We start from the raw sequence: 16,697 nt of genomic DNA on the forward strand, positions 1-16,697 counted from the left end.
CAATAGTTGCTGAATATTTTCGCGACGGCAGGGAGAAATCGGATGATTAATGCGATCGAACGGGCGGCAGCCGCGGCTCGGCCGAATCATGTTCGGCTCGACGACGTCGATACAGCGATTCTCCGCGAACTCGTCCGGGATGCACGCATCCCCAACAACGCACTCGCCGAGAAGGTCGGGATAGCGCCGTCGACCGCTCTGGCGCGGATGCGCGCTCTACGCGAATCGGGCGTCATCAAGGGGTTTCACGCAGACATAGACCTCGAGCTACTCGGCCTCGAGATCTCGGCGATGGTGTCGATTCTGATTCACTCCCACGCCAGAAGTCGAATGACGGAAATTGCCGAGCACCTGAGCGGATTGGATTCCGTTCAGCGAGTGTTCCTGATGAGTGGGGACCGTGATCTCCTGGTGCACGTGTCGTGTGAATCCCCCACTCGGCTTCGCGATTTCGTCAGCGCGCACCTCAACGATCCGGCCATCGCCAATACCCAGACCAACCTGATCTTCAGCGAACTGAGTCAAGGCGGCTGAACTGCAGCTGTCGCCAAGGCGTCTTCGGGTGCTTCCGAGATCGACACCTCAATTCGAACTTCCCCCACTAGAGTCGAACGGCATGTTGCCACTCGGGTTGTCCATGCTCTGGGAGTCGGTGGAGTCGGAAGCCGCTCTGAAGCAGCGATTCGGATTCAACAGCTTCGGCGCAGCCACCCATTGGGTCTCGGCGGTACTCGAGCAGACTTGGGGATTGACGGCCCTCGAATGCTCGCGAATGGCGATCAGTGACCAGAACGCGATCGTGTGGGTTGCGAGCGACCGCGGTGGGCTGGTGGTGAAGTGGTCGCGCGCCACCGATCGCTTCCCGAAGCTGGAGGCGTCGACGCGACTGCTGAGCGCACTCGCCGGGCAGGGTGCGCCCGTTCCGTCGCCAATCACGTCCCTGAACGGATTGGACCGGGAAACACTGCTGGACCGGGAAACACTGGAAGGGCCTTCGTGCGCAGTGTCATTCACCGTACTGCCGGAGTTGGCGGGAGATTGGTTGGACGTGCAGGACCGCGTGGCGGTCCGTTCGGCAGGAGCATGTCTGGCAGAAATACACCGAACGCTCGGCGCCACCCATGTCGACGGATCGGTTTTCTCGTCGCGCAGCACCGGGTTGAAGGAGCGCATCGGTGGTTGGCTCGAGAATTTCGACCGCGCGTTCGCGCCTGAGGCAACGCGTAGGCTCGTGGGCCTCCTGGCGCGTGCGTCCGAGCTCGATGACCAAACTCAACTGGTACACAACGACTTCCGTGCAGCCAACATCTTGACTCGAAACTCTCGGACCACCGGAGTACTCGACTTCGACGACGTGGTGATCGACCACCGGGTGAGCGACCTGGCCAAGGCAAGCGTCTATCTGGGCACCCTGTTCACCGATTGGCGACCGACACCGATCGCGGTACGGCAGAGCCTGCGCGCCGGCTACGAATCCGTCCGTCCCCTCAGCCGATCCGAGACAGAATGGTTCGAGATCCTCGAACTGTGGCACGGCCTGACGGCAATCCCGGGTGAGAACGACACCGCCGGTTGGGCATCAGCGTTGTGACAAAAGTGGGGACGCCGGTACCGGCGTCCCCACTCCGCTTCTGATCACATCAGGATCCGGCGCGGATCCATTCTTCGAGATGCGGCGCCTCGGTACCGATCGTCGTGCCGTCGCCGTGACCGGTGTGAACCTTGGTCTCGGCGGGGAGCGCGAACAGCTTGTCGCGAATGGACCCGATGATGGTCGGGAAGTCTGAGTACGACCGCCCCGTTGCGCCGGGTCCACCGGAGAACAAGGTGTCGCCGCTGAACAGTTCCCCCGCCTCGGGCAGGTAGAGGCAGGTCGACCCCGGGGAATGGCCCGGTGTGTGGATGGCCAGAATGTCCGTACCCGCCACAGCAATACGCTGATCATCTTCCAAGCTCAGATGCTTCACCCCGGGGTGAGTCATCTCCCAGAGGACATCGTCGGCCGGGTTCAGGTAGATCGGAGCGTCGAGTTTCTCGGCCAGCTCCGGCGCAACGGTGACGTGGTCGTTGTGGCCGTGGGTGCAGACGATTCCGATCACCTTGCGTCCACCGACAGCGTCGATGATCGGCTGCGCGGTGTGAGCTGCGTCGACGATCACCACTTCGTTGTCGTCACCGATCAGCCAGATGTTGTTGTCGACGTCCCATGTTCCGCCGTCGAGGCTGAACGTGCCCGAGGTGACGACGCGATCGACTCGCAATGTCACAGGACCACCACCGAACGGAGAACCTCGCCGCGGTGCATCGTCTCGAATGCCTTCTCGACCTCGTCGAGCTTGATGCGCTCGCTGACGAACTTCTCGAGCGGCAGACGCCCCTGCTGGTACAGGTCGACCAGAACGGGGAAGTCACGCTCGGGCAGGCAGTCGCCGTACCACGACGACTTGAGGGCTCCGCCGCGCGAGAAGAAGTCCACCAGAGGCATTTCCAGCTTCATGTCCGGCGTCGGAACTCCCACCAGCACTACGGTTCCCGCGAGGTCGCGGGCGTAGAACGCCTGCTTCCAGGTCTCGGGACGGCCGACTGCGTCGACAACCACGTCGGCACCGAAACCTCCGGTCAGCTCCTGGACTGCTTCGACGACGTCGTCGACCTCGGTGGCATTGATCGTGTGCGTGGCACCAAGTTCCGTGGCCCACTCCAGCTTTCGTGGATCCCGGTCGATGGCGATGATGGTATTGGCACCGGCCAGGCGTGAACCCATGATCGCTGCGTCGCCGACGCCGCCACACCCGATCACGGCCACCGAATCACCGCGTCCGACGTTGCCGGTGTTCATCGCGGCACCCATGCCGGCCATGACGCCGCAACCGAGCAGTCCGACGACAGCCGGATCGGCCGAGGCGTCGACCTTGGTGCACTGGCCTTCGTGAACCAGCGTCTTGTCTGCGAATGCGCCGATGCCGAGTGCCGGCGTCAGTTCGGTGCCGTCTTCGAGCGTCATCTTCTGCTCGGCGTTGAACGTGTCGAAGCAGTACTGCGGGCGGCCACGCTTACACGCACGACACTGCCCGCATACGGCACGCCAGTTGAGGACGACGAAGTCGCCCACCTCGACGTGAGTGACACCGGGGCCGACGCTCTCGACGATGCCCGACGCCTCGTGCCCGAGCAGGAACGGGTACTCGTCGTTGATTCCGCCGTCGCGGTAGGTCAGGTCGGTGTGGCACACACCGCACGCTGCAATGGCGACCACTACCTCGTTGGCGCCGGGATCGGGGATCGTGATGGGGACGATTTCGACGGGGGCACCCTTGGATCGGGCGATGACGCCGCGTACCTGCTGTGGCATGGCTTTGCTCCTGGCTTCGTGCGATTGAGGACGTGTCGTCACATGGCGCCGTGTTTTCACATTGCGATATGTGCACTCGTTGAAAGGTTAGCCCGAAGTAGGTGCCCGCAACCCTGGTCGAACTGACTGACCGACCTGGCCGAAAGGACTAGGGTGCAGGCTTCACGCCGGCCTCGGCGCCCGCGGCGGCCGCCGCACCCCGACTCTCGACGCCCAATTTTCGCAGGACCCCGGCAACATGAAACTTGACTGTGCTCTCACTGACGCCGAGTCGCTCCGAGATTGCCTTGTTGCGCCGTCCGGCCACCAGATGCTCGAGTACCTCGAACTCCCGCGGAGCCAGTTCCGTCAGGACGTCGCGGTTCGGTAGGGCGACGGGCGCGTCGAGCGGGATGGTTGCGCTGATCCGGTTCCCCCACCCGGGCGTCGACTCGGATTCGACGGTTCCACCCAAAGTCTCTACCCTCGAACGTAATTGGCGTTCCACGTCGATCACGTCGGCTTCACCACCACCGTCGTCGCGGATGTCGATCGAGAGCGAAGCCGCGTCGAGGGTCCAGGCCACCCGGATTCGCGAGAGCGTCTGCTGATCCGACAAGGCCAAGACCGCGCCGCGGACGACCGCGCGGGCGCCGTGCGCCACTTCACCGGGTAACCCACGCCCGTCGACGGGTGGCTCCACCAACTCCAACGCGATTTCCCGATGCTTGAGCAGCGAACGCAATTCCCCACGCATCCGCGCAAAAGCGGTGGTGGTCGACTCCTCGGCCAACTCGCGGTGCACGTCGACGGCCGAACGCAGGCCGATCAGGGCCGAAGCCGCAGTCTCCCTGGCCGAGGTTCGAGCACGCGTGTCGTCGAGATCCGCCGAGCGCAGCGTCGCCAGCATCGTCTCGAGGGTGGCCGCATGCACCTCCGTCATCTCTGCCACGGTGCGTGCACGCTCGGACGACGCTGCCCGCGACTCGGCGAGATATGCCGGACTCGCGTTCCGCACCTGGAGCTGAATTCCGGTTGCAGTCACCGCGAACAGTGCCTGGATCAATTCGAGGGATGCCGCCTTCACCGGTCCGGGGTGCGGCGTCAGCATGAGTAGGGTGTCTGTTCGATCGAGCATCGCGAGCGCTTCACGGTCTCGGCCGGCGATAGCGCATTTTCCCCGAAATATCTGTCCGACAGTGAGATCCGTACGGATACGGTCGAGTTCGGCGATGGTCACACGATCGACGACAGCTGGATCCCCGGCAACCTTGCGCGGCCTACCGGTGCATTCACGGGTGAAGATCACCAGAGAGGTGTGCGGCGCCATGTCCGCGATCAACGTCGAAAATCGTCGGCCGATTTCGGGAAGTGGTCCCACCAACACGTCTCGAAGGGCGGTGATCAGTAGCGCATTGTCGGTGGTGCTCACCGTTCAACGATAACCATCCGGTTCACTGGTGCAGCGTGGTCTTCATGAGCATCACGTTGTAGTCGGACCACGTGGTGGCGAGAAAGTAGAGGTCCTGCCCCTGCGACCAGGGGTGCATGTACGCGCCGTAGAGTCCCGGAACCGCGTCGGTGCCGATCACGACGTCCGGTGCGCTCCACGGGCCGGTCAGGTCCGAGGCCGTCCGCAGCACCAGCGCTCCCCACTCGTTGGAGTACATCGCGACGAACTTTCCGAGATAGTTGTTGTACTGCACCGACAGTTCGCTGACATCCCCGTCGAGAACTACTGCAGCGGCAGCAGGATTGTTGGGGACCCATGCCTTTCCGTCCCAGTATTCGTACGCCGCGACGTCCGCGATGGAGGCTTCCTTGACTCGCGAGAGACGCCCCTCGCCAAAGCGTCCGGCGGGGGTGCCGAAGTTGTAGACGTAACCACCGTCTTTGACGAAGGACCCCATCTGGAAGTTGTCGTTACCTGTCAACGGCAGATTGGGCCGGGAGGAGGCCGGTTCGATCTGCCAGGTCTCACCGTTGTCGTGCGAGGACGCGATCTGCGAGAAGTTGGTGACCCACTCGCCCGACCCTCCCCACGAGCGAATCGACATGTAATTGACGTATTGAACGCCACCCACCGAAATACCCGTCGTCGGAATGCTGCTGGTTTCGACGCCGGTGACTTTCAGACTTCCGATGATCTCGCGCGAGTGATTCGGTCGGTCGGTCGGTGAGGAGTCGATGTTCATGCCGTCGGACAGATTTCCGTCCGAGCTACGGAACAGGACGTTGCTGCGCCAGTCGCCGACCACCCCGGAGCACAGAGGGTCAGATCCGATACCGACGGTGTCACCGAAAGCTGTCAGGACCTGACCTGCGCCGTTGTCCCACATGATGCCCAGATCCGTGCCGAGAACGTTGAACCGCTCGACGGTTTGGTTGGGGCTCAGCGCGCCCGTGATGTACTCGACCGCCGAGGTGCGGCCTTGCAATTCCGGCAGTTTGCCATCCGTGCCGTTGAGCCAGGGAATCGGATTGGTCGGCCCACCTGATTGATCCAAGCTCCCGGTGACATTGCAATCCCACGGGGATGCATTGGCCTGGGTCGCCCCCAAGACCGCGGTCGACGCGAGTACACACGTCACTGCTGCTGTCGATATCTTCCGCATCCGGCGCATCGCTCCCCTTTCGCGGGGGAGATCCGGACTCTACGAGGTGTGTTGCTCGACCGGATCGGTTCATCCACCCACGAGAACACAAGGTAACAGGTAAATCGGTCAATCAGGACAAAACGGGCTTATTCGGTGGAGATGGATTTCAACCATTTCTCCATCACGGCTGCGGCAATCTCGAGCCCCTGCGACTCGGCTGCACTCAACTGCTGCATGAAGATGCGCGTACCGTCCGCTCCCAGCGAAGCATGCAGCGAATCGCGGTACTCGGCCAGTTCCATCCATTCGCGCGCCACCGCGGAGGACGCTTCGAGGTGAAACTGAACGGCGTAACTCTGCTTGTATCGGAAGAGTTGATTCGGATACTTGGCTGAACCAGCGAGCCGCACCGCGCCGTTCGGAATGTCGAAGGTATCCGAATGCCATTGCATTGCAGGAAATGTGGAGGGCAGATCTCCCCACACGGGATCTTGCCGACCCTCGACAGTCAAGGTGATCTCCTCAACTCCGACTTCAGGCACAGCGCCCGTGTAGACGCGAGCACCCAGCGCCGCGGCGAGCAACTGCGAACCCAGACACACTCCCCACACCGGGACGTCGCTCTCGACCAGATCGCGAATGTATTCGATCTCGGATGCCAACCACTCGACCTCGCCCTGATCGCCGACGCCCATCGGCCCGCCCATCACGATCACGGCGTCGAACCGTCGATGTGCCGGAAGCGGGTCGGTGCCCAGAAGAACAGTCTGCACGTCTCCGTAGCTCTCCAGGACAGGCGAATACGCCGCTGGGGGTTCACACTGCGCGTGTCGTAGTTCCAGAAAATGCATGTAGGCAATTCCTCTCGAATCCGGTGCCGAAAGCCTATGGTTCTATTCGACATAAGGCACATCGACGGCGTCGGATGTGCTCTGCGCTCGAATCTCCGCTTTCATCGCCCCTTTACCGACAAGGAACGTCTGTGCGAGCACCACACCTCTTTTCGACATCGATTCGCCCGCCCTCAACTGCCGTTCGCATCGGACTCAGCGCATTCGCCTTGGCGTCACTTGCCGCGTGCTCAGGAACAAGCACCGACAGCGAGGCCGAATCAACATCCACCGCGACCACCACTGCAACCTCGACAACTCAACCCACGACGACTCAGGCTCCATTGACCACCTCGGTGATCGGTACGACGAATTCTCCACTGGCCACGACCCCAGTCGCCGCGGAAGTGACGCCCGCTGCAGCTCCCGCGGTCATGCCCAACGTCGTGTGCATGAATCTTCAAGACGCACAGGACACCATTCAGTCGGCCGGAGTCTTCTTCTCCAGAAGTGCTGACGCAACCGGCGCGGGTCGACGCCAACTGGTCGATTCCAACTGGATTGTCGTCGATCAGACACCCTCTGCCGGAAGTCCTTTCGGGGAAATCGAAGCCGTGCTCTCGGCCGTGAAGATCGGCGAACCGAACCCCTGCTGATCGGCTGAGTTCTCGAACTTCGCAATTCCGGGAACACTGCGCCTTACTTGACAACTACCTCCGACCTCCTTCACTGTAGTCAACATTACTAGTATCCAATATATTGGATGCGAAAGGTTGGATTGCAGCATGAAGGTGCCACGAATACGGCAGAGCGCCAGCTCTCCGGCGTCCATGAGCGAACCCGTCATCGGAATACTCGGAGGCATGGGGCCGGCCGCTACTGCGGACTTCTACTCCAAACTCGTTGCCCTGACGCCAGGTTCGACGGATCAGGAGCACCCCAAAGTTGTCATCTGGGCCGATCCCACGGTTCCCGACCGGACATTGGCACTCACCGAGGACGGCCCGGACCCCACCCCCTGGCTGCTCCGAGGTGCGCGCGTCCTCCGAGAGTCGGGCGCAACGACGCTCGCCATCCCATGCAATACCGCCCACGCCTTCCTGCCCGCCATCTCATCCCAACTGGGACTTCCCGTCGTCCACATGATCGACGAAGTTGCTCGGCACATCCGGACGCTCTCACCCGCCGTCACATCCGTCGGACTGTTGGCCACCACGGGGACGGTCCGCACCGGGTTATATCAACAATGGCTGTCGGAATACTCGATTGACGTCCTGGTGCCAGGACCTGCGATCCAGGACGAACTGGTGATGCCGGCGATCCGAGCAATCAAGAGTGGCAACGTCGGAGACGAGACCACCGACAAACTCGTCAGGGCCGCTGATCTTCTCGTCGAATCGGGCGCGCAGGTCGTCGTGGCCGGATGCACCGAGATTCCGCTCGGACTGCCCGCCGACGCCACAACCTGTCAGATCATCGATCCGGCAACAATTCTCGCCCGCGCTCTGCTCCGGCGGGTTGCGGATGCCCGGAGACACCCTTCGATGGTCGTTTCGGGCTGACCTGCAGCAGGGAGGCTGCAGAGTACGATATCCAGTATGTTGCGTGGCGGTAAACCGGTTGAGCGAGCACGAATGAGCGACATCGCTCTCGAACGCATTCGCGAAGCGATCGTCACCGGTGAACTGGCGCCGGGCTCGAAGATCAAGGACAGCGAACTCGCCGAGTATCTGGGACTGAGCAGAACTCCAGTCCGCGAAGCGCTCGCAAGGCTGGTCGACACCGGACTCGTGGAAGCGAAACCTGGTGCGTACACGCGCATCACCACCCTCGACCGCGGCGACGTCGAGGCAACACTCGCAGTCATCGAAGCTCTCGACCAACTGGCCGTCGTCACCGCTGTACCGAATCTCACCGACGAGATGATCGGGGCGATGCGTTCGGCCAACAAGGACTTCGCTGCCGCCGTCAAACGAAACGACATAGGCCGAGCCCTGACCGCAGACGATCGCCTACACAGCGTCATCATCGACGCTGCGGCAAATCCGCTGTTGAAGAAGCTGATTCACCAGGTTCACCCACAAATTCACCGCATCTACTACCGCAAGTTCTCGAGCCTTCTCGGCAGCCAGGACTCCGTCGACCATCACAACAAGCTGATCGAGCTGTGCGCAGACCACGATGCCGAGGCGGCAGCGACACTGTCGGCCGAACATCGACGCCATCTCGGCGGGCTGATCGGTGAACTCTTCGACGCCGACGAGTTCGCGCTCTCGGACTGACCGACGCCCGAATACAAGTTTCGGCGCTTGCCTATATTGGCCATTGCCGATATAAATGACTGGTGCATGCGTTCGACGTTCTCGGAGACCCAGTTCGGCGAAGAATCATGGAACTCCTGTCCAGCGGCGAGCGCTCGGCGGGTCAGATCGCCGAAGTCGTGGCAGCGGAGTTCGGAATCTCGCAACCGACCGCGTCCGGGCACCTGCGAGTGCTCCGAGAAAACGGATTCGCCACCGTCCGCAGCGAAGGCACCAGGCGTCTCTATGCCGTCGAGCCCGCGCCATTGCAAGAAGTGGACCAATGGCTCGACGGATTCCGGCAGTTCTGGAGCGGTCCTCTCGACGCATTGGCCACAGAACTCGCACGCGGGAAACGACGCGGCTCGAAGCGGAGCAGATCTTCACAACCGAATTCTTCCGACGAAGGAGACTCACAATGACCGAGATCGCGAACCAGGACACCAGCCTCACCGCGGTAGAGCGGAGCATGGGCAACCGCGAGATCGCCGAAGGTTCGGCTCGAACAGCCGTACTCAAGCGCCGCTACAACGCGTCGGTCGACGACGTCTGGGACGCCATCACGACCCCTGACCGCATCAACCGTTTCTTCCTTCCGGTGAGCGGAGACTTCCAGGTGGGCGGCTCGTACGCCTTCGCAGGCCAGGCAAGTGGCGAGATCCTGGCCTGCGACGCCCCACACCTGCTGCGACTGCAGTGGACACCGCCCGGCGATCGCGGATACAGCGATCAGGTCGAGATCCGGCTGACTGCAGACGGTCCCGACGCCACCTGGCTCGAGTTGGAGCACGCCTCCGTCGCCAATGTCTTCCGTAACGACCCTGACACCGGCTGCTACGGCGTCGGAACCGGCTGGGAAGGCCCACTTCACTACCTGGGCGAATACTTGCGCGGCACTCTCCCTGATGCGCCGAGCACCGAGTGGTACACCTTCGACGAAGCAGAGGAGCTTCGTCTGGCCAACTTCCGAGGGTGGGAGTGGGCAAAGATCGAGGCAGAGCACGGCGACCGATAACGCCCAATTCTTCGAAAACGGTCACAGGATGGCCGTTTGCTTTGTATCGTGACCGAGCTGGACGTATGTCCAGCAGTTTTGGTGGCTTCCTTTCGTGCCACACCTGCTTCGGTCCACGAGAAGAGAGCTCCACATGGCGCCACAACCCGTAGTCGACAACGCGGCCACGACGCGACGCACGCACATCATCCGGACAGTTCTCGCTGTCCTCGTCATCGCACCGCTGTCGATTGCGGCGTTCTACATGTGGGCACTGTGGGATCCGGGCGACACGGTCAACCGCTTGCCCGTCGCCATCGTCAACGCCGATGCGGGCACAGAACTCGACGGAACACGTCTGCAAGCCGGCGATGAAGTTGTTGCCGCACTCGTCGAGAGCGGAGACGTTGCATGGAAGGTCGTCTCGGAACAGGAAGCCGCCGACGGCGTCAACGACGGCACCTATTACTTCTCTGTCGTCATTCCGAAGACTTTCAGCGCGGATGTGGCCAGTGCCGCATCGGGTTCGGGCCGCAAGGCCGAACTCGACGTCTTGTACAACGATTACAACAGTCTGGTCGCCGGCCCGGTCGGTGAAAGCATCATCGCTCAGGTGCGCTCTGCGGTCTCCGAGTCGATCGGCGAGCAGTCCATCGACCAGGTGCTGGTCGGGTTGGGTGAACTCGGAACAGGATTCGGTGAAGCAGCAGCAGGAGCGCAACAGCTGTCCGACGGATCCTCCGAAGCGCTTGCCGGAACCGACGAGCTCTACGCTGGAAGCAAGGAACTCGCCACCGGCATGGGCGAAGCAAATCAGGGCGGCAAGGAGCTGGCCGCCGGAGCCGGCGAGCTGGCTGCCGGAGCCGGCGAAGCTGCTGCAGGCTCGGGCGAGCTGAGCAGCGGACTCAACCAGTTGGTCGGGGGCACCGACGAACTCGGCGCAGGCGCCCGACAGATCAGCGAAGTGGTCGACATGGTCACCACCCCGGTACTCGACCTCGCGGGGTCCTCGGACGCCGTCGTCGGTCAGATCGACGCCCTCACGTCGATGCTTCGAAACTCGGCCGATCCGGTCTCCGCCGGACTCGTCGAAGCCCTGGGTGGACTGCGGGCTTCCCTGACTGCACAACCGTCGGACGACGACGTGATCGGTCAGCTCGGCCAGCTTCGCGACGGCGCGCGGGAAATCTCGCGGCAGCTCACTGATCCGAGCAGCGACTACCGTGGTGGGCTCCTTGCCGCCGCGGCCGGTGCAGGTGAACTCAACACCGGCCTGGGCCAACTGTCCGACGGTGCAGGCCAACTCGCTACCGGTGCACAGGAACTTTCCACCGGGCTGGGGCAGTTGGACACTGGAAGTATTGCGCTCCGTGACGGTCTCGGGCAGCTATCGGCCGGCGTCGGCGAGCTCGACGCGGGCAGCGCGGAACTCGCCACCGGTTTGTCCGACGGTGCCGCCCAGGTGCCGCAGTTCACGGACGACGAGCGCGCCACCACGGCCAATCTTCTCTCGTCCCCGGTTGCCGTCGACGCGCGGAACAACTATCCCGCAGCCGGTTTCGGACCGGGAGCCGTCCCTGCCGTGATCTCAGTGGCACTGTTCCTGTGCGGAATTCTCACGTGGTTCGTCGTCCGCCCACGACGCGGACGTTCACTGAACTCGCACACCAGCGTGGTACGTGAGGGGCTGCGCCGCTACCGCATTCCCGCCCTGGTCACCTTGGTCGCGGCGCTCGTGTTGTCGGTGGTGTCACTGACCGTGGCAAACGTCGAACCACCTAGTGTTCTGGCGATGATCGCAGTGATGATCCTGGTGGGTGCCGCCGCGGTCAGCTCGGGCAGGCTCTTCACCGTTGTGTTCGGTGCCGTCAACGGAACCTTCATCGCTTTGGGCGCCTTGATGATTCAGATCTTCGCCTTCGGCGCGGTATACCCCATCGAACAGATGCCGACGGTTCTGCAGTGGCTGCACGCTCTGATGCCACTCACGTGGGCGCGCAACGCCATGCGCATGGTCCTTGTCGGATACTACGGCCCGAAATTCTGGGTGGCGGTAATCGCTCTGGCTGCCTTGGTGATCGGAGCCGTCCTGTTCACCATCTGGTGGCGCCGCCGACAAGAACCGCCGACCGACGCCGATGACGACGCGCCGATCACCGAGGAGATCGTGTACCTCCAGCAAACGCAAGCGTGAGCCGGATCAGCGAACGAGCGTCGTACGCATCAACATGACGTTGTAGTCGGCCCACGTGGTGGCAAGGAAATACAGATCCGAACCACTGGACCACGGGTGGATGTATGCGGCGTAGATACCGGGAACCTCGACCAGATTGACCAATGTTTCCGGTGCCGTCCACGGACCGACCGGACTGGGAGCGGTTCGCATCACGATCGAACTGAACGCATCGGCGTACATCGCCACGAACTTGCCGAGGAACTCGTTGTACTGAACTGAGATCTCCCCGATGCGGCCGTCCATGACGGGTACGGCCGCAGCGGGATCGGCAAGGATCCAGCCGTTTCCGTTCCAGTACTCGTAGGCGGAAAGATCGAGGATCGCCCCCTCGGGCACGCGAGAAAGTCGAACCTCGCCGGATCGTCCCGCGGGGGTTCCGTAGTTGTAGACGAACCCGCCGTCCTTCACCATCGAGCTCATCTGGAAGTTCTCGCTACCGGCGACGGGGGCGACACCCGTGGGAAGAACCCCACCGATGTTGGGGCGCAGAGTTTCCGGACGAGTGGTCCACGTCTCGCCGTTGTCCGAGGAGGTAGCAATCTGTGAGTAGTTTGTACTCCACTGCCCGGCCTCGCCCCAGTTGCGCACCGACATGTAGCTCAGATACTGCACACCGTTCACTGCGATGCCGCTCGTGGGGATGCTGGAGGCCTCGACGCCCGGAATCTTCAGACCGGAAATGATCTCACGCGCCTGAGCTGTGCCGTCCATCGGCGCGCTGTCGATGCGCATACCGTCGGCCAGTACCCGATCCGAGCTGCGGAAGAGTACATTGCTTCGCCACTCGCCCACCAAACCGTCGCAGCCGGGGTTACGACTGAGCCCGGTGGTATCGCCGAAAGCGGTCAGAATCTGCCCCGCACCGTTGTCCCACATGATGCCCAGGTCGGTACCCAGGACATTGAAGCGATCAACGGTCTTGTTTGGACTGTATGTGCCGGTGACCTTTTCGATCGCGGTAGTACGACCGGACAGACCTGGCAACCCTCCGGTGTTGCCGTTGAGCCACGGCGCCGCATTGGCCGGACCACCGCTACTACCGACGCCACTGACTCCGACGCAGCCCGGCGCAGCCATCGCCGGCGAAGCCACCGCCGTGACGGCAGCAGCTGCCAGAGCAGCAACTACCCCGAACACCCCCAACGATCTCCCCGCGCGAAACATGACTCCCCCATGGCCGGGATTGTTGGTGTTGTCGTCGTCGTTCCCCCCGAACCTCGGACAATCTAGCAACTGCAGTCACAGATAACCCAATCAGACAAAGACGCGAAAAAGCCTGAAAGCCATAGTAGTTCAGACTTTCAGGCCTTTTCGGACAGAGAAGATCAGTCAGTAGGTCAGCGCGCTCCGCTCGCACCGCCGTCGAGTGGAATCACCGCGCCGGTCAGATAAGCCCCGGCACGTGAAGCCAGGAAGATGGCAAGACCTGCGGCATCCTGGGGAGTTCCGACCCGGCCCAACGGGACCGAGTCCGCCACAGCCTTTGCACTCTGTTCGTCCTCGAGGAGGAATGCCATCATCTTCGACGGGAACGGGCCCGGCGCAATGGCATTGACCGTGATCTGTTCCCCCGCAAGCGTTGCCGCGAGCTTGCGCGTCAACATGTGCACCGCAGCCTTACTGGCTCCGTACGAGAAGTTCTCCGAACCCGACACCACGAGTCCGTCGATCGATCCGATATTGATCACGCGCGCGGGATCTTCCGCCGTGGCTGCAGACCGCAACTGCGGCAACAGCTTCTGCGTCAGGAGGAAGATTGCCTTGACATTGATGTCGAAAATCTTGTCGAAGCCTGCGGCCGGAAAATCGTCGACGGGAGCTCCCCACGTGGCACCGGCGTTGTTGACCAGTACGTCGAGCGTCGGCGAAATCTCGGCGACCTTCGCAGCGAGGCTCTCGACCCCCTCGTCCGTGGACAGATCGGCCGGATGCGAAATGCAGGTGCCGAACTCCGAAAGCTCTCGCGCGGCTTCGTCACAGGCTTCGGCCTTTCGGGCCGAAATGACGACCGTCGCTCCGCCTTCGACAAACCCGCGAGCGATCATGTATCCGATGCCGCGTGATCCACCGGTGACCACAACGGTCTTGCCACTGACGTCGAACAGTCCCTCGATCAAGCTCATGCGACCTCGAAAAGCCCGGCAGCGCCCATACCGCCGCCGATGCACATGGTCACCACCACGAGCTTGGCTCCGCGCCGTTTTCCTTCAAGAAGAGCATGGCCGACCAGACGAGCGCCCGTCATTCCGTACGGATGGCCGACAGAGATACCGCCGCCGTCGACGTTGTACTTCTCGGGATCGATCCCGAGCTTGTCGCGGCAGTACAGGGCCTGAGAGGCGAAGGCCTCGTTGAGTTCCCAGAGATCGATGTCGTCGACCTTCAGGCCGTGAAGATCCAGCAGACGCGGAATCGCGAACACCGGTCCGATGCCCATCTCGTCGGGAGCGCAACCCGCGACAGCCATGCCACGGTAGATACCGAGAGGAGCCAACCCGCGGCGTTGCGCCTCGCCTGCCTCCATCAGCACCGACGCCGAAGCGCCGTCGGAGAGCTGAGACGAGTTGCCCGCAGTGATGGACGAATGAGCACTGACAGTCCCGTCGGCCAGAACCGGTCGCAGACTCGACAGCCCTTCCAACGCGGTGGAAGCGCGGTTGCCTTCGTCGCGGGTCAGCGTCACGGACTCGCTGCGGATCTCACCCGTCTCCTTGTCCTGCACCTGCTTGATCGAGGGCAGCGGGACGATCTCGAGATCGAACCGACCTGCGTCCTGGGCCGCTGCGGTCCGCTGCTGGGAGACGAGCGCGAACTCGTCCTGCTGCTCGCGGGTGACTCCGTAGCGCTCGGCGACGATCTCGGCCGTGTGCAGCATCGGCATGTAGATCGACGGCTTGTTTTCCTTCAGCCACGGATCAGCCGCGCGGAAGTTGTTCATGTGATCGTTCTGGACCAACGAGATCGATTCGACTCCGCCGCCGACCGCGATCTGCATTCCGTCGTCCACGATCTGCTTGGCTGCGGTTGCGATGGCCATGAGACCGGACGAGCACTGACGGTCGATCGTCATTCCGGAAACCGAGTCCGGAAGCCCGGCCCGCAGTACCGCTTGCCGCGCGACGTTGCCGCCGGAAGAGCCCTGCTGCAGCGCGGCGCCGAGGATGACGTCCTCGACCTCGCCGCCCTCGAGGCCCGCGCGCTGAACTGCATTCGAAATGGCATGTGCAGCAAGCTCTTGAGCCTGAGTGTTGTTGAACGCGCCGCGGTACGCCTTACCGATCGGGGTACGGGCGGTGGAAACGATGACAGCTTGCCTCATCGGGGAATCCTTTCGTCGAACACGAAGTGCTGTGCGCCTTTATTAACCGCCGGGGGTTAATAAAGGCGCACAGCAAGAATCAGGGCTGGAACACGACGCGACCGACAGTGGTGCCGTCGCCGAGGCGACCGATACCGTCGGCAACGTCCGTCAACGACAACCGCTCACTGATCAGTGGTTTGACCAAGCCGGCATCGGCGAGCCTGGTGAGCTCGACGTGGCAGTCGTCGATGGCCTGCTGGTTGTAGGCCTTGTACAGCCCCCAGTGCAGTCCGATGATCGAATAGTTCTTGATGAGAGCGTGATTGAGTGCCGGCTGCGGGATCGTGCCACCGGCGAAGCCGATGATGACGATCCGTCCCTCGAAGGCGATGCACTTGGTGGACTTCGCGTATGCGTCGCCGCCGACCGGATCGAAGACCACGTCGGCGCCCTTGCCGCCGGTGAACTCCTTGACCGCTGCCACGAAGTCCTCACTGTGACGGTCTACGACGAGGTCTGCGCCGAGCTTGCGCGCGTACTCGGCCTTGTCCGGGCCGCCGACGACACCGATCACCTTGGCGCCTGCCGCCTTGCCGAGTTGCACTGCCGCACTACCGACACCACCCGCAGCAGCGTGGACCAACAACGTCTCACCCTCGAGCAGTTGGGTGCGGCGATGCAGAGCGAACCACGCTGTCTGATAGCCGATGCTCAGAGCGGATGCTTCCGCGTCGTCGAGAGCCGACGGCGCCGGGAACGTGTTGTTCTGATCCAGTACCGAGTACTCGGCGAATCCGCCGGACGGCAGACTCGGATTACCGATCACCCGGTCTCCCACTGCGAATTTGGTCACCGATTCACCGACCGAGACCACTTCACCACACAGTTCGACACCGGGTGTGAAGGGCAGCGGCGGCTTGATCTGGTACTCACCCCGGCACATGAGGACGTCGGGGAAGTTGGCCGGAGCCGCCAGCACCTTGACCAACATCTCCGTCGCATTCGGGGTGGGATCCGCGGTCTCCTCCAACGCGAGCACATCGCGGGGTTGACCGAGTTCGTTGACGCGCCAAGCCTTCACAGCAATTCTCCAGACAGATAGTGGGTG

The 16,697-nt window shown here is 62.6% G+C and carries 17 protein-coding genes; 8 read left to right on the forward strand and 9 right to left on the reverse strand.

The features are described from left to right. Positions 1–42 precede the first annotated feature (42 nt). On the forward strand, positions 43–534 hold the full coding sequence (locus GN300_RS07890; protein ID WP_007730865.1) for an Lrp/AsnC family transcriptional regulator: 492 nt from the start codon (positions 43–45) through the stop codon (positions 532–534). 82 nt (positions 535–616) lie between these two features. Further along, the gene (locus GN300_RS07895) at positions 617–1,591 is read left to right on the forward strand and encodes a phosphotransferase enzyme family protein (RefSeq protein WP_233405589.1); all 975 of its coding nucleotides are present in this window, start codon (positions 617–619) and stop codon (positions 1,589–1,591) included. Between the two features lie 49 nt (positions 1,592–1,640). Here the strand turns inward: GN300_RS07895 and GN300_RS07900 are convergent, their stop codons facing one another. The 5 genes from GN300_RS07900 to GN300_RS07920 all read right to left on the reverse strand — a co-directional run bounded on the left by GN300_RS07900 (position 1,641) and on the right by GN300_RS07920 (position 6,701). Further along, on the reverse strand, positions 1,641–2,267 hold the full coding sequence (locus GN300_RS07900; RefSeq protein ID WP_007730862.1) for an MBL fold metallo-hydrolase: 627 nt from the start codon (positions 2,265–2,267) through the stop codon (positions 1,641–1,643). Further along, positions 2,264–3,352, reverse strand: a complete 1,089-nt coding sequence (locus GN300_RS07905; protein WP_007730860.1) for an S-(hydroxymethyl)mycothiol dehydrogenase — start codon at positions 3,350–3,352, stop codon at positions 2,264–2,266. Before GN300_RS07905 ends, GN300_RS07900 begins: the two co-directional genes overlap by 4 nt. 148 nt (positions 3,353–3,500) lie before the next feature. Beyond that, complete coding sequence (locus GN300_RS07910) at positions 3,501–4,763, reverse strand: response regulator transcription factor family protein (protein WP_063315568.1); 1,263 nt, start codon at positions 4,761–4,763, stop codon at positions 3,501–3,503. Between the two features lie 22 nt (positions 4,764–4,785). Beyond that, positions 4,786–5,955 carry a DUF4185 domain-containing protein gene (locus tag GN300_RS07915; protein WP_050655976.1) on the reverse strand — a complete coding sequence of 390 codons (1,170 nt, stop codon included), beginning with the start codon at positions 5,953–5,955 and terminating at the stop codon, positions 4,786–4,788. A gap of 119 nt (positions 5,956–6,074) precedes the next feature. After that, positions 6,075–6,701, reverse strand: a complete 627-nt coding sequence (locus tag GN300_RS07920; protein ID WP_082845747.1) for a type 1 glutamine amidotransferase — start codon at positions 6,699–6,701, stop codon at positions 6,075–6,077. Positions 6,702–6,910: 209 nt separating this feature from the next. On the opposite strand from GN300_RS07920, the gene GN300_RS07925 reads away from it, so the two are divergent. The 6 genes from GN300_RS07925 to GN300_RS07950 all read left to right on the forward strand — a co-directional run bounded on the left by GN300_RS07925 (position 6,911) and on the right by GN300_RS07950 (position 12,246). Further along, positions 6,911–7,414 (forward strand): PASTA domain-containing protein, encoded by a 504-nt coding sequence (locus tag GN300_RS07925; RefSeq protein ID WP_030536029.1) that lies wholly within the window; start codon positions 6,911–6,913, stop codon positions 7,412–7,414. Between the two features lie 129 nt (positions 7,415–7,543). Continuing rightward, on the forward strand, positions 7,544–8,320 hold the full coding sequence (locus GN300_RS07930; RefSeq protein WP_233405590.1) for an aspartate/glutamate racemase family protein: 777 nt from the start codon (positions 7,544–7,546) through the stop codon (positions 8,318–8,320). A gap of 36 nt (positions 8,321–8,356) precedes the next feature. Next, positions 8,357–9,040, forward strand: coding sequence for a GntR family transcriptional regulator (locus GN300_RS07935; protein ID WP_019745689.1), 684 nt, complete (start codon positions 8,357–8,359; stop codon positions 9,038–9,040). A 62-nt stretch (positions 9,041–9,102) separates the two neighbouring features. Then, the gene (locus tag GN300_RS07940) at positions 9,103–9,480 is read left to right on the forward strand and encodes a helix-turn-helix transcriptional regulator (protein WP_050655974.1); all 378 of its coding nucleotides are present in this window, start codon (positions 9,103–9,105) and stop codon (positions 9,478–9,480) included. Beyond that, positions 9,477–10,073, forward strand: coding sequence for an SRPBCC domain-containing protein (locus tag GN300_RS07945; RefSeq protein ID WP_063315565.1), 597 nt, complete (start codon positions 9,477–9,479; stop codon positions 10,071–10,073). Before GN300_RS07940 ends, GN300_RS07945 begins: the two co-directional genes overlap by 4 nt. A 133-nt stretch (positions 10,074–10,206) precedes the next feature. Continuing rightward, positions 10,207–12,246, forward strand: a complete 2,040-nt coding sequence (locus tag GN300_RS07950) for a YhgE/Pip domain-containing protein (protein ID WP_063315564.1) — start codon at positions 10,207–10,209, stop codon at positions 12,244–12,246. A 6-nt stretch (positions 12,247–12,252) separates the two neighbouring features. On the opposite strand, the gene GN300_RS07955 is transcribed toward GN300_RS07950, so the two are convergent. From GN300_RS07955 to GN300_RS07970, 4 genes are all read right to left on the reverse strand, one after another. Next, positions 12,253–13,452, reverse strand: coding sequence for a DUF4185 domain-containing protein (locus GN300_RS07955; protein WP_063315563.1), 1,200 nt, complete (start codon positions 13,450–13,452; stop codon positions 12,253–12,255). A 173-nt stretch (positions 13,453–13,625) separates the two neighbouring features. After that, the gene (locus GN300_RS07960) at positions 13,626–14,411 is read right to left on the reverse strand and encodes a RhlG family 3-oxoacyl-ACP reductase (protein WP_007730838.1); all 786 of its coding nucleotides are present in this window, start codon (positions 14,409–14,411) and stop codon (positions 13,626–13,628) included. Next, positions 14,408–15,607 carry an acetyl-CoA C-acyltransferase gene (locus tag GN300_RS07965; RefSeq protein ID WP_063315562.1) on the reverse strand — a complete coding sequence of 400 codons (1,200 nt, stop codon included), beginning with the start codon at positions 15,605–15,607 and terminating at the stop codon, positions 14,408–14,410. The genes GN300_RS07960 and GN300_RS07965 overlap by 4 nt, the downstream gene beginning before the upstream one ends. A 79-nt stretch (positions 15,608–15,686) precedes the next feature. Beyond that, positions 15,687–16,670, reverse strand: coding sequence for an NADPH:quinone oxidoreductase family protein (locus tag GN300_RS07970; RefSeq protein WP_003943088.1), 984 nt, complete (start codon positions 16,668–16,670; stop codon positions 15,687–15,689). Between the last annotated feature and the right edge of the window lie 27 nt (positions 16,671–16,697).

The sequence above is a fragment of the Rhodococcus sp. Ni2 genome, from assembly GCF_021352185.1.
Classification (GTDB): Bacteria; Actinomycetota; Actinomycetes; order Mycobacteriales; family Mycobacteriaceae; genus Rhodococcus_F; species Rhodococcus_F qingshengii.